This window comes from Bartonella jaculi, from assembly GCF_039543045.1.
GTDB lineage: Bacteria > Pseudomonadota > Alphaproteobacteria > Rhizobiales > Rhizobiaceae > Bartonella > Bartonella jaculi.
Genome location: NZ_BAABIZ010000001.1, coordinates 218,782 through 231,268 on the forward strand (window position 1 = coordinate 218,782; position 12,487 = coordinate 231,268).

Sequence of the window (12,487 nt, forward strand, 5' to 3'; positions counted from 1 at the left end):
TGAAACCTATGCACTGTCCTAATCGACCGAGGGATGATTGATAAAATAAGCATCAAGATCAAGATATCGTGATCATATCAGAAATAAAAGTAATGATTACTGGTATTTCTAGTCTTTTTCTAAAAAATGGCGAAAAAGCATCTATTGCCGAACGTAAGTCTTTAGCTTTTATTTTGTTTGCACACAATATTGGAGAGGCAGATGATATCAAGGCACTTTCACATCTTTATGTAAGATAAATGGATGTGATGATATTTTTATTGATCAAGAAGGGGGGAGGGAGGATATATTATACCATTGATGAAACATATTTTCCAATATGCACTTTGAGTTAACACGCGTTGATGCTCCACTTGATCTTTTAAAAAACTATAATTTTGTACCTTTTTAAAAATTGGGCTTATTTTCCAGCTGCGGTGATTTTCCATATTATCTATGAGGTAGTTGATGATAAGGATGATGCCCCCCCTTTCTAAGAAAAGTTATTGAGAATGTTATTCGTAAAGAAGAGAGGCTTTTAGTATCAGATGATGTAGCAATGAAAGCGCTTTTAGGAAGGACGCTTTGGAAAAGTTTTTCAGATTTAACACGTAAAATTTTGCAGCAGGTTGTGATATTGTTTTTCACTATAATGCTCATTTGGAAGAGATGTTTGCGATTGCGCATACGAGTCGTTTTATAGGATAAAGCATTGGAATGTGCACGTGGTGCTTGCACGAGAGTTTCACAATCTGATAAATCAGATGAAGCTGCTTTAAGAGAAGAGCTCTCAAACCTTTTGACTTTTGTTTGGAGGGATTTTTAATTTTTGGCTTCTCTGCATTTGTTATAAATCGCTGAGCAAAAGTGAAGAGAGGATAAAAAGTGAGTTTGCAACGAAAACCTGCAATTGCCTTTAACCGGATAAGAAAATATACAAGTAAGATATAGTTATATTTAGAATATTTCCTACAGTAGTGAATATGAATCAATGAAATAAAAGTTAAAAGCAGTCAGAGGGAATGATGGGTAATATTTTTTCACCAACGCATTTAATTGTAATTTTACTGATTATCCTTGTGCTTTTCGGGCGTGGTAAGGTTTCTGAATTAATGGGTGATGTTGCTAAGGGCATTAAAGCTTTCAAAAAAAATATGAAGGAAGAGGAGGAGAATATCAAGGATCAGTTTGAAATGGTTGATACTTCTAAAACAATTGATGTTAAGCCTAAACACTCTCTTCCTTCATCTGAAAAGCGTACAAAAGTTGATAGAAAAGATTCTTCTTCCACTAAAGCGAGTAAGACGCCTGTTGCTAAAAAACAGCGTGTAAAATAACCAAAATGCACTCATAATTGAGCATTATTCTTTTAAATGAGGAAAGTCGAGTATAAGCGATGTTTGGGATTGAAGGACCAGAGTTTCTCGTGATCTTACTTGTTCTCATTATCGTAGTTGGGCCAAAAGATTTACCAAAAATGCTAAGGATAATGGCAAAGGCAATAGCTTATGTGCGTTCAACAGCGAATGAATTTCGTGACCAGTTTGATGATGCCATGAGACAAGCCGAGCTTGATGATGCCATTAGACAAGCCGAGCTTGATGATGTGCAAAAGACATTGTCGGATATGAGCGATCTTAATACACGCAAGGAGTTGACAGAGATTTTAAATCCAATTCACAATGCAGTAGGGGATATTCACGATAGTTTTGATGTAAACACAACACACCATAAATCAGAAAAAGATAAAGAAGTTTTGGGATGTGGTCAGAATGTAACCAATGAAGAGTCGACAGCCTCTGTGAGTCTTCATAAATTGGGGAGCATTTCTGTAAATGCTAAAGATAGGGAAGGAGCGTCATGAATTCTGAAAAAGATGAAATTGACGCCAATATGGCTCCATTTTTAGAGCATCTGATTGAACTTCGTCAGCGAATTATTGCTGCTTTGATAGTATTTTTGATAGCTTTTGTTATGTGTTTTTTTGTTAAAGATTATATCTTGAATTTTTTGATATGGCCTTATCAGTGGGCAATGAAAATATCAGGTGGTAATCCTGAGAGTATTCGTTTGCAATCAACACAAGTATGGGAGACTTTTTTAACAAAGATGAAACTTGCTGCTTTTGGAGCAGCCATTTTATCGTTTCCTTATACGGCGTTTCAATTTTATAGCTTTATCGCACCAGGACTTTATAAAAAAGAGCGTATGGCTTTTTTGCCATTTCTCATTGGTGGACCAATTTTATTTTGTATTGGGGGAGCGTTTGTTTACGCTCTTTTGGCGCCGATAATGCTTTGGTTTAGCCTTTCTCAGCAATTTCTTCCGGATGTTCATTTAAGAATAGAGTTTATAGTCCGTATTTCCGATTATTTGAGTTTTATGACATCGTTTATTCTGATTTTTGGCTTGATTTTTCAATTACCTCTTGTCACCAGTCTTTTAACGAAAGTTGGACTTTTAACATCGCATAATTTGGTATCTAAACGAAAGTGGGCTATCCTCATTTCTTTTATAATTGCGGCGGTAGTAACTCCATCGGATTTTTTTACTATGTTTGCAGTGGCTTTACCAACGATAGCTCTTTACGAGGTTTCAATTTTAATTGCTTATTGCATAGAAAAGAGAAAAAAAAACTCTTAAGAAAAGCTTATATCTTGTACGATAGAAAATGAATAGAAACGATTCAAATGAGGAATTTTGATGCTTGATATTAAGTGGATTCGTGAACACCCTAAGAAATTCGATGAGGCGTTGGCAAAGAGAGGCATTAAGCCACAAGCTGAAAGGTTAATAGAACTTGATCTTGAGCGTCGGTCACATGTTGCTAAAGTGCAATCCGCGCAGGAGCGTCGCAAGGCGGCTTCAAAGGAAATAGGACAGGCTTTAGCTACGTGTGATCAGGAAGCGGCTGACCGCCTTCGAGCTGAAGTTGAAGAGATTAAAGCCTTTCTTTCTTCTGTTACAGTGGAAGAAAAGCGGTTGACTGAAAGCCTTGAGAACGCTCTTTCAGCGATCCCAAATATTCCATTGGATGATGTTCCAGAGGGTAAAGATGAAAGCGATAACGTCGTCCTTCGACATTTTGGTACGCCCCCAACTTTTGACTTTACACCAAAGGAACATTTTGATCTTGGTCAAAATCTTCAACAGATGGATTTTGAGCGGGCAAGTCGTTTGTCGGGAACACGCTTTACAGTACTTTCAGGAACATTGGCACGGCTTGAACGTGCCTTGGGCCAATTTATGCTTGATATGCACGTTTATGAGCATGGTTATACAGAGGTTTCGGTGCCTCTTCTTGTTCGTGATGAGATTGTTTACGGAGCAGCTCAATTACCGAAATTTGCTGAGGATCTTTTTCGGACGACAGATGGTCGGTGGCTTATTTCTACAGCAGAGGTACCGTTAACCAATTTAGTAAATAATGAAATTCTTGAGATATCAGATTTGCCATTACGTTTTTCTTCTTTGACTCCTTGTTTTCGCTCAGAGGCAGGATCAGCAGGTCGTGATACACGTGGTATGTTGCGTCAGCACCAGTTTTGGAAGGTAGAAATGGTATCAATTACCAGCGAGGAGCAGTCTTTAGTTGAACTGGAACGTATGACTGAGTGTGCAGAAGATGTCTTGAAACGGCTTGGTTTGCCTTTTCGCACAGTGGTTCTTTGTACTGGTGATATGGGATTTGCGGCACGTAAAACTTATGACATTGAGGTTTGGCTTCCTGGCCAAGGATGCTATCGTGAAATTTCCAGTTGTTCAGTTTGTGGAGATTTTCAAGGGCGACGCATGAATGCTCGATATCGTAAAGAAGGTGATAAAGCATTACACTTTGTTCATAGCCTGAATGGTTCTGGTACGGCTGTTGGTCGTTGTCTTATTGCCATTCTTGAGAATTATCAGCAAGCTGATGGATCGATTATTGTTCCAGATGTTTTACAACCCTATATGAATGGCGTGCGTTGTATTACTGCTTAATTTTGCAAGAGGAGAACTGATATGTGTTTATTGCTGAAAAAGGACGGCGCTCAAACGCACGGTTCTGCTATTCTAAAAGAAATGGCTTATGCCTGTAATGATATAATTACTCCGTTGGGGATCAAATGACACTATGGGGCAAAGAGATATTTTACGATTTCGTGAGGAGTTGGCAAGTCTTGTGCTGAAAATGCGCAGCAAAGGAATTGATGATGTTCGTTTTTTCGCTGCATTTGAGAAAATTCCGCGTCAGCATTTTGTTTCTTCTCCTTGGTTTGATAGTGCTTATGATAATAAAGTTATCCCAATTGAGTGTGGTGAATATATTGAGCGTTTGGAAGAGCAACTTTTGATTCTGTCAGCGTTATCGTTGAAAAAAAAATATCGTGTCTTAGAAATTGGTACAGGCTCTGGTTTTTGTACTGCCCTTATGGCATGTCTTAGTGATCGTGTGACAACAGTTGATCGTTATAAAACACTTGTTGAGTTGGCACGGCAAAAATTTCAAACTTTGGGAATTGAAAATATTGTTGTACGCCGGATTGATGGAAGCCGTATTGTTACAGATTTGGGATCATTTGATCGTATTCTTATTTGGCCGTCGCGTTCTGATGAACCGAAGGAATTCTTAGAACTTTTAGCTGAAAATGGGATTCTCATTCAAGCTATAGGACCAGATGAAGGGGTTCAAATGGTTACACGTTATACAAGAATTGGTAGCCGATTTGAGTGTTCAGAAATGTTTCAAGTGCGCTACCAACCCTTTATTGAAGGTATTGCAGAAGTGCTTTGATTTTTATAGTACGATATCGCGTAAATTGGCTTATCTTTTATCTGATAATAAATTCGTTTCGGTTTTATTGTAATATATTTATGAGTAAAATACCTTATTTTAACTCTTAGGTAATATTAAAAAGCTTTAATGGAATGAATTGATTATTGGTGAGTGGGCAAAACTATGTGTTTAAAAGTTTTGGGTAGTGTTTTTCGGTGTAATTTCCAACGAGTAGCTTTGGGGGTTATAACAACAGTTCTTGCTGGGTGTAGTTCGGGTACACAGCGTTTTACTAATATCTACCATGATCATCCGGTTTCTCCTCGATCAAATATGTCTACAACTATGCCTCCTGATCCGCGGATGCTATCGTACGATGGTACAATACAAAGCACTGAATTGCCTCCTATGGAACCAAGTGGGGATTCAAGAACCTATAATGGTGCTTCATATAATTATTCACAACAAGGCGGGACGTCTTCTCCTGATAGCCAAATTATGGGAGCACCGCCACGCAATCTTGGAACGCTTCCCCGTTCACAAATGGATGGGGCTCCTATTTTTCGTCGAAACTCATACATTGTCCAGAGTGGAGATACACTGTTCAGCATTGCACGGCAAACAGGGGTCAGTGTTGAGGCATTAAAATTAGCAAATGGCATGAGCAGTAGTTCCATTTATATTGGTCAGGTACTCATGATTCCAAGTAAGCGTACTGTAGCGATGTCAAATGCCGGGAATGATAATAGGCTTTCATCAACGACAGAGTCTTTATATCAGTCTCAAGTTACATCTTCCATAACGCGCAAGGAGTCTGCACCTATCACAGCCCCTGTAACAACTGTACCTTCTGTAAAAATGAACAAGTCAAGAATGCATGATTCTTCTAAACAGATAATGCCATTGAACCATGAAAGTGATTTATCAGATACGGTTACTAATGCGGATAATATTGTTACTCCGCAAGCCACAGGGATTTCTAAGATGCGTTGGCCAGTACGTGGGCGTGTGTTAAGCCAGTTCGGTCAAAAGAAGGGAACAGCGATTAATCGAGGAATAGTTATCGCTGTGCCTGAAGGTTCATCGGTAAAAGCAGCGGAAAATGGCGTCGTTATCTATGCGAGTGATGGATTAAAAGAGCTTGGCAATGTTGTTATGATTCGACATGAGAATGATATTATTACTATTTATGGATATAATAGTAAGCTTTTTGTTCACAAGGGGCAAAGGATACGGCGTGGTGATGAAATTGCTAAGTCTGGTATTTCAGGAGAAATTAAAACTCCGCGTGTTTATTTTGAGATACGTAAGAACTCTGTACCTGTTGATCCTATCGAATATTTAGAAAACTAATTGGTAATGACTTTATTTTAAAAATCTACAGTTCATATCGATTTCAATCAATTAATCAATGTGTTTAAATTTACGCTATTTAAGCAAAAAAAATCATACGTCTGAGGGGGCGATTAATTGGTTTGATCGGAGAGGAAGAAAATGATTTTGTATCATTTATTCTTTCGCTTAGTGAGAATGCTCATATTTATGATATAGAAAAGAAAAATAAATCTGTTCTTTAAAAGTTTTTGCCCGTTGCCTTCTATCTCTTAAGGATTTATTGCCTTTCGATAAAGTTGTGACTACGTTGTGTAGTTATCGCCATGTATAATGCTTCTAAGAAAGCTTATTTTAGTGAAGTGGGAAATACCTGAAGTTTAATCTATAGGAGATAGAAATGTTTATTACCAACGCTTATGCTCAAGTTGCAGGCGGTGCTTCCAATGGGATTTCACTTGTTAATTTTGTCCCGTTTATTCTAATTTTTGGAATTATGTATTTTTTTATGATTCGCCCGCAACGTGCGCAAATAAAAAAGCGGCAGGAAATGCTTAATGCGGTACGTCGTGGTGATACAGTTATAACGGGGGGTGGTATTATTGGTAAGGTTACAAAAGTTCATGATGAAAGTGGTGAATTAGAAGTGGAAATTTGTGATGGTATGCGTATTCGCGTTATACGTTCAACATTGTCGGATGTCCGCGTTAAAGGACAACCAATTTCAGAAGAAAAATCAAAACTTAATGCTAAAATAAAAACACCACAAAAATCTAAAGCTAAAACTGTAACAAAGAAAGATGTCAGCAAAGAGAAAAAAGCTGTATCAAAAGAAGGTAAATCCTAAAGTATAATTGCAGATTTATGGTATCCTTATAATGAATTTTTATAAAAATGGGTGGCTTTTTTTATAAAGGCCATTTCATTGTATGAGTGGTTTTATAGCCGATAAACGAACGTAATATTCTGTTTTTTCTGGGGGCTTTAAAAATGTGATAATTTTTAGTGCCCTTTGCATTAAGGTCATTGCTCTATATAACAGAGTTACTTTTTTGAGCTAATAGGCTGAGATAAAAATTTCTTTTCAATGAATCTATATATTTAAATTGACGTAGTATTTAACTGTGTTTTATCAGAAACTTTTTTCATATTATCTGTAACTGTTTTCACCTATTGCTTGTTGCATTGTCAGGATGCTATTTTTGTATGAAAGATTTTGCATCAATATTGCTATGTGGGTTATTATTGTTTTTTTTCTAACTTTTAGAGGTTGAGGGAAAAAACGCAAATTAATTTATTCAAAATAAAGGACAATTACTGATGTTTCATGCAATTCAAATCCGTGAGGCGCATTTTCCAGGGCGTGCACCCATCGATGCTTATGGAAATGGCGGCTTTCGTTTCGCTGATATGTCACATAGAGGGTCTATTATTTGTGTACCATCAGGTATTTACGGTATTGATATGGCAGGGCCAATCCCCACTCAAAAGGACATATCTCGTATATTAGAAGAGTCGGATAAGATTGAGGTTTTATTGATAGGTACCGGTGTTGAATTATTGCGATTGCCTGAAGAGTTACGTGCACTTTTATGGGAAAAACGTATTTCATCAGATACAATGAGTACAGGAGCAGCAGTGCGTACATTTAATGTTTTGTTAGCTGAAGATCGTGCAGTTGCTGCATTATTGTTTGCTGTCGAATGATCAATTTTCTTCCTTATAGTTTTGATATTTTACGTGCTACAGATCGCGATCGTTATATATCAGTTTTATTTGCGCCTAAAAAGAAGCGTAGAGCATTGGCCGCTCTTTATGCTTTTAATGCAGAAATTACGCGTATTCGTGAAAGTGTGCACGATCCGCTTATCGGTGAGATACGATTACGTTGGTGGTATGATTCTATTGCTAAGAGTGAAATACAAGAGAGTGAAAGAAATCCGATTTTGAGTGATTTGTTTATGGCAATGACTCTTTTTAATTTGCCTAAGACAGCTTTTTTACGTTATTGCGAAGCGCAGATTTTAGATCTTTACCACAATCCAGTAGAAACTCTTCACGATCTTGAATTCTATTGTAGCGAGACAGCAAGTATTGTTTTACAACTTTCTTGTCAGATATTAGATCCTGATCTGGAACAAGATTTTACAGGCGCTTATGAACATGGAGGGATTGCTCAAGGATTAAGCGGTATATTGCGTCTTTTATCATTCATGCCATCACGATATCAATATTATTTACCTGCTGATATGCTTAAAGCTGTGGGAGTAAATAGAGGAGAGTTAGAATCAAATTGTGTCAGTAATGAACAAAAGTGCTACATCATTGAAGCTATGGTAGCATTATCAAGAGAGCATTATAGCAGTTTTTATGAGCATTTTAGTATTTTGCCTAGAACACTTAAACCAGCGTTTCTTCCATTGGCAATTATACCGGCATCTCTTCAAAAGGCATTACAATTAGGAGCAGCAGTTTTTCAAGAAAGTGCAACTTTACCATTACTCCATCGCTATTGGTTTATAACAAAAGCAGCGATAAGTGGTCATCTTCCAAAGATATTGTAGAATAAAAAAGAGTTTTAACAGAAAGAGAAATAATAAAGATGCAGATGGATTCTTTTATTGAAAGTAAGCAATGATATTGTGATTCAGTCCATTTTTTGTCATTTTAGAAACAGTGCTGACAAGTTAAATACGATAATCTCAAAAGAGTTAAAATTGGGACTGATAATTTTGAAAATACGGTATATTTAGTTCAAGGTTTTCTCTTCAGTGGAAGCAGAGAACGCAAAAAATGAGATGAATTTCATCCACTCTTTTTTCGCAAAATCGCGGATTTGCAAAAAGTCACATTATTATGCAGATATTCTTTGCTCTGATATTAATAAAAGCACAATCCTTTTTAGTTTTTTCAGCGATAGATGAAGTGCTGACCACGATTAAAAATAAATACTAAAAAATCGTTTGCAACACTTTTACTGAGAAGCATGGAAGATTTGATTATAGTTAGTGCTATTAATTTTTAAAGGATGTTCTTTATTGGCAACTTGTAGCATTTCTCGCTTTAGATCTTCTCTTATCATCATATCTATATTGGTACGAATATCGGATGAAAGAGTATGAGCGGTGATCTCTTTCGGCATGGTTACGGTCTTTATTTGATAAACGATACGGTTTGTTGCAATCGGACCTTTTATTATGCCATAATGACCTTGTGGACCAGAGAATAATGTTTGAACACCTTCAGATCCAAGGATTTCAGATGAATCTTGGCGCCGTAAGGTTTGTGTTGTTTGTTTTGTGACACCAAGTGCTTGAGCGAGGGAATCAAGACTTTTTCCTTCAGTAAGCTGTTTGAGAGCATCTTCGGCTTTTTCATCAAGAAGGCGTTTGGTTTCTTCACTTTTCCATTGAGAAATGACGTCTTCCTTGGCTTCTTTGAGTGTTTTATCACGAGCAGGGATGATGGCCTCTACTTTATACCAAAGATAGCCACCTTCTTGAAGAGAGATTGGATCAAGATCAGCACCTTCATTTGATTGATAGATAGAGTTCAACAAAATGTCTTTGTGAGGTAAATCCGTGAGTGTTATGCCTTCAATTGTTTTTCCTGTTTTATCAAGGGTGAGTGTACGCAGAGGTAATTTGTATTGGTTAGCAAGCTCTTTGAGGGAAACTCCCTCAAAACGCGCATTTTCAATTGCTGTATAATTATTACGCATCTCATCTGCAGCGCGATTTTTGGCAAGCGTTTGGCGAATATTTTCTTCTACGTTTTCAAAGGGAATAGGGCCAGAGGGTGTAATATGTGTTACGCGAATGATAACAGGTCCTTGTAAATCGTTAATCACAGTACTGATTTGCCCTTGTTTGAGTTCAAAAACTTCAGATGCGAGACGACTAGGAAGTTCACTTTCTATGAGAGGACCTTTTGTTATATCTTTGAGAGACTTTTTTTCAGCTTTAACAAGTTCATCAAAACTCAATCCATCGGTTATCTTTTTTGCTGCATTATCGGCAGCTTCGCGTGTAGGGAATCGTAATTCTTCAATCGTACGCTTTTCAGGAGCCATAAAACGCGAGGCATTTTGGGTATAATAGGCTTTAGCCTCTTCTGTTGAGATATCTTCAGGTTTTATAAATTCAGAGAGTTTCATAGATAACAAAGAAACGGTACGGTATTCCGGAGCACGAAATTCATTTTTATGAGTCTCAAACCATTTCTGTAATGTTTCTTGATCGGGATCAGTGATTGTTTCCTTATCTTTTAAATTGATAACGAAATAATCGGCAGTACGTGTCTCTCCTTGATAAAGAGCAAGCGCTTTATAGAAAAGATCTGGTGCTTTCATTCCAGAGAGCGAAGCTAAAATAAGCTGATTACGTTTTTCCTTTTTTGTATAATAATCAAGAAAGGTATTTTCACTAATACGTAATTGTTGAAGATAGTTGCGAAACAAATCTTGACTGAAAGCACCGTTTTGCTGAAATATATGATCAGCACCAATGGCACGGGCTATAGTGTCTTTTGAAAGATTAATTTCCATTTGTCGTACTTGCTCATCAAAAAGCACATCTTGTTGTAACTGATTGAAAACAAAAGCAGGGATTCTGTATTTTTGCATTTCATCTTGTGTGAACATTCGTCCAAGATGAGAAGTGAGCGCTAAACGTAAGCTCTGATCTGCAAGTGCAAGACGATAAACATCAATATCTATTGTAGATTTTCCAGAGGTGATAAGATCCTTTTCACTCTTTGTATGTAATTGTGGTATTCCCCATAAAAGGACGAAACATAAGAGTAAAACAGCTAAAAAAAATCTAGCAACCCAAGAGTTTGTGGTGTTTCTTATGATGTCAAGCATCGTTCAATTCCATCTATTAGCACAATTATCACCAAATCAGTAATGGAATTTGCAATAAAGATGCATAAGATGCAAGCTTAAAGACTTGCTTTCGCTGTATAATTTGATACCTAAAATAATAAAATGTTTTGTGAGTGTTCTTGAGGTAAAAATATGGCTCCAAATATTAGGCCTTTGATTGCTGGAAATTGGAAGATGAATGGAACAGGTGAATCGCTTGGAGAGTTACGTGCTATTGCTGCTGGCATTAACTCTGATTTAGGCCGTTTGTTTGAAGCGCTTATTTGTGTTCCAGCAACGCTTTTATCACGCGCTTCTGATGCGTTGGATGGAGAGAATCTTCTCTTAGGGGGGCAAAATTGTCATTTTGATGATCATGGTCCTTATACTGGTGATATTTCAGCTTTTATGCTTAAAGAAGCAGGAGCAAGTCATGTTATTATTGGGCATTCAGAATGTCGCACAGTTTATAAGGAAAGTGATGCTCTTGTTTGTGCCAAAGTGCAAGCAGCGTGGCGAGCCGGTCTTATTGCTCTTGTTTGTATTGGAGAAACATTAGAAGAGCGCAAAAGTAATACAGTGTTGGATGTGCTCACGCGGCAGCTTGAGGGATCTTTGCCGAATGGTGCAACGGCAGAGAATATCATTATCGCTTATGAACCGGTGTGGGCTATAGGCACAGGTCATACGGCTACAGTAGGAGATATCGCAAGAGTACACGCCTTTATTCGTGATAAGATGCGCTCTCGTTTTGGTGATGAAGGGGATAGGATGCGCTTGCTTTATGGTGGATCGGTAAAGCCGTCCAATGCATTTGAGCTTTTGAGAATCAACCATGTTAATGGTGCTTTGATAGGTGGCGCGAGCTTAAAAGCGGTTGATTTTTTAACTATTTGCGATGTTTATCGTAAATTATAACAAAAGAAGCTCGGTTTCCCCCTTGGATTGTGTGCGATTTATGTGTAAATAGCCATAAATAGTTATTTGAAGAGCAGGATTTATGCAAACAGTACTTATTGTTATCCATTTTTTGGTTGTTATTACTTTGGTTGGTATTATTTTAATCCAGCCTTCTGAAGGTGGTGGGCTTGGTGTGAGTAGTGGCTCGGGATTGATGAGAACACGTGGAACAAAAAATGCGTTGTCTCGTTTAACGGCTATTCTGGCAGGCTGCTTTTTTGCAATATGTATTGGGCTTACCGTGGTGGGGAGTATATCGAACTCCAGTTCTGATATTCTCAAGCGTATTCCGGTTAATTCAGAACAAAATTCTACAAATAAAAGCCCTTCAGAATCAGCACCCTCATCAGAGAATGGGTCTTCCCCTTCTATTCTTGAGCAGTTGGGTGGTGTTCCGGTTCCTGCTCAAGAAGAAAACAAATCTGCTGCTCCAGCAACTGAAAGCCCAGTCCCACCTCTCCCTGAAAATCCAGTTCCGAGTGGTGGTACAAAGTAGTTTTTTCAGAGAATTGTAGATTTTTAAAAAGGTGATTTTTTCACCTTTTTTATTTTATAGAAGGAAAAATTGTTTCTTTTTGCATTTTTTTCTGGAAAAA

At 37.6% G+C, this 12,487-nt stretch carries 13 protein-coding genes; 12 read left to right on the top strand and 1 reads right to left on the bottom strand.

What is annotated here, in order from left to right; genetic code table 11:
- Positions 1-68 precede the first annotated feature (68 nt).
- The 10 genes from ABD915_RS00895 to ABD915_RS00940 all read left to right on the top strand — a co-directional run bounded on the left by ABD915_RS00895 (position 69) and on the right by ABD915_RS00940 (position 8,631).
- Entirely contained in the window at positions 69-239 is a 171-nt protein-coding gene (locus ABD915_RS00895) for a hypothetical protein (RefSeq protein ID WP_345113807.1), read from the top strand.
- Between the two features lie 765 nt (positions 240-1,004).
- Positions 1,005-1,316, top strand: a complete 312-nt coding sequence (tatA, locus tag ABD915_RS00900) for a twin-arginine translocase TatA/TatE family subunit (protein WP_345113953.1) — start codon at positions 1,005-1,007, stop codon at positions 1,314-1,316.
- Between the two features lie 59 nt (positions 1,317-1,375).
- The gene (tatB, locus tag ABD915_RS00905) at positions 1,376-1,843 is read left to right on the top strand and encodes a Sec-independent protein translocase protein TatB (protein ID WP_345113809.1); all 468 of its coding nucleotides are present in this window, start codon (positions 1,376-1,378) and stop codon (positions 1,841-1,843) included.
- Complete coding sequence (tatC, locus tag ABD915_RS00910; protein ID WP_345113812.1) at positions 1,840-2,622, top strand: twin-arginine translocase subunit TatC; 783 nt, start codon at positions 1,840-1,842, stop codon at positions 2,620-2,622. Before tatB ends, tatC begins: the two co-directional genes overlap by 4 nt.
- 60 nt (positions 2,623-2,682) lie before the next feature.
- Positions 2,683-3,960 (top strand): serine--tRNA ligase, encoded by a 1,278-nt coding sequence (gene serS, locus ABD915_RS00915; RefSeq protein WP_345113814.1) that lies wholly within the window; start codon positions 2,683-2,685, stop codon positions 3,958-3,960.
- Between the two features lie 133 nt (positions 3,961-4,093).
- The gene (locus tag ABD915_RS00920; protein WP_345113816.1) at positions 4,094-4,753 is read left to right on the top strand and encodes a protein-L-isoaspartate(D-aspartate) O-methyltransferase; all 660 of its coding nucleotides are present in this window, start codon (positions 4,094-4,096) and stop codon (positions 4,751-4,753) included.
- A gap of 165 nt (positions 4,754-4,918) precedes the next feature.
- Positions 4,919-6,088 (top strand): peptidoglycan DD-metalloendopeptidase family protein, encoded by a 1,170-nt coding sequence (locus tag ABD915_RS00925; protein WP_345113819.1) that lies wholly within the window; start codon positions 4,919-4,921, stop codon positions 6,086-6,088.
- 379 nt (positions 6,089-6,467) lie between these two features.
- Positions 6,468-6,914, top strand: coding sequence for a preprotein translocase subunit YajC (gene yajC / locus ABD915_RS00930; protein WP_345113821.1), 447 nt, complete (start codon positions 6,468-6,470; stop codon positions 6,912-6,914).
- A gap of 473 nt (positions 6,915-7,387) precedes the next feature.
- The gene (locus tag ABD915_RS00935; RefSeq protein ID WP_345113824.1) at positions 7,388-7,774 is read left to right on the top strand and encodes an Mth938-like domain-containing protein; all 387 of its coding nucleotides are present in this window, start codon (positions 7,388-7,390) and stop codon (positions 7,772-7,774) included.
- Positions 7,771-8,631 (top strand): phytoene/squalene synthase family protein, encoded by an 861-nt coding sequence (locus ABD915_RS00940; protein ID WP_345113827.1) that lies wholly within the window; start codon positions 7,771-7,773, stop codon positions 8,629-8,631. Before ABD915_RS00935 ends, ABD915_RS00940 begins: the two co-directional genes overlap by 4 nt.
- 410 nt (positions 8,632-9,041) lie before the next feature.
- Here the strand turns inward: ABD915_RS00940 and ABD915_RS00945 are convergent, their stop codons facing one another.
- Entirely contained in the window at positions 9,042-10,931 is a 1,890-nt protein-coding gene (locus tag ABD915_RS00945; RefSeq protein ID WP_345113830.1) for a peptidyl-prolyl cis-trans isomerase, read from the bottom strand.
- Between the two features lie 153 nt (positions 10,932-11,084).
- On the opposite strand from ABD915_RS00945, the gene tpiA reads away from it, so the two are divergent.
- Together tpiA and secG are read left to right on the top strand one after the other, a co-directional pair.
- Positions 11,085-11,849 carry a triose-phosphate isomerase gene (gene tpiA / locus ABD915_RS00950; RefSeq protein ID WP_345113833.1) on the top strand — a complete coding sequence of 255 codons (765 nt, stop codon included), beginning with the start codon at positions 11,085-11,087 and terminating at the stop codon, positions 11,847-11,849.
- An 82-nt stretch (positions 11,850-11,931) separates the two neighbouring features.
- Positions 11,932-12,387, top strand: a complete 456-nt coding sequence (gene secG / locus ABD915_RS00955; RefSeq protein ID WP_345113836.1) for a preprotein translocase subunit SecG — start codon at positions 11,932-11,934, stop codon at positions 12,385-12,387.
- Positions 12,388-12,487 lie beyond the last annotated feature (100 nt).

Excerpts from the sequence above, each read along its gene's own strand:
- tatA (WP_345113953.1), top strand. The coding sequence starts at position 1,005 with ATGGGTAATATTTTTTCACCAACGCATTTAATTGTAATTTTACTGATT.
- tatB (WP_345113809.1), top strand. The coding sequence starts at position 1,376 with ATGTTTGGGATTGAAGGACCAGAGTTTCTCGTGATCTTACTTGTTCTC.
- ABD915_RS00945 (WP_345113830.1), bottom strand. The coding sequence starts at position 10,931 with ATGCTTGACATCATAAGAAACACCACAAACTCTTGGGTTGCTAGATTT.
- tatC (WP_345113812.1), top strand. The coding sequence starts at position 1,840 with ATGAATTCTGAAAAAGATGAAATTGACGCCAATATGGCTCCATTTTTA.
- yajC (WP_345113821.1), top strand. The coding sequence starts at position 6,468 with ATGTTTATTACCAACGCTTATGCTCAAGTTGCAGGCGGTGCTTCCAAT.
- ABD915_RS00935 (WP_345113824.1), top strand. The coding sequence starts at position 7,388 with ATGTTTCATGCAATTCAAATCCGTGAGGCGCATTTTCCAGGGCGTGCA.
- ABD915_RS00925 (WP_345113819.1), top strand. The coding sequence starts at position 4,919 with ATGTGTTTAAAAGTTTTGGGTAGTGTTTTTCGGTGTAATTTCCAACGA.
- tpiA (WP_345113833.1), top strand. The coding sequence starts at position 11,085 with ATGGCTCCAAATATTAGGCCTTTGATTGCTGGAAATTGGAAGATGAAT.
- ABD915_RS00940 (WP_345113827.1), top strand. The coding sequence starts at position 7,771 with ATGATCAATTTTCTTCCTTATAGTTTTGATATTTTACGTGCTACAGAT.
- secG (WP_345113836.1), top strand. The coding sequence starts at position 11,932 with ATGCAAACAGTACTTATTGTTATCCATTTTTTGGTTGTTATTACTTTG.
- ABD915_RS00920 (WP_345113816.1), top strand. The coding sequence starts at position 4,094 with ATGGGGCAAAGAGATATTTTACGATTTCGTGAGGAGTTGGCAAGTCTT.
- serS (WP_345113814.1), top strand. The coding sequence starts at position 2,683 with ATGCTTGATATTAAGTGGATTCGTGAACACCCTAAGAAATTCGATGAG.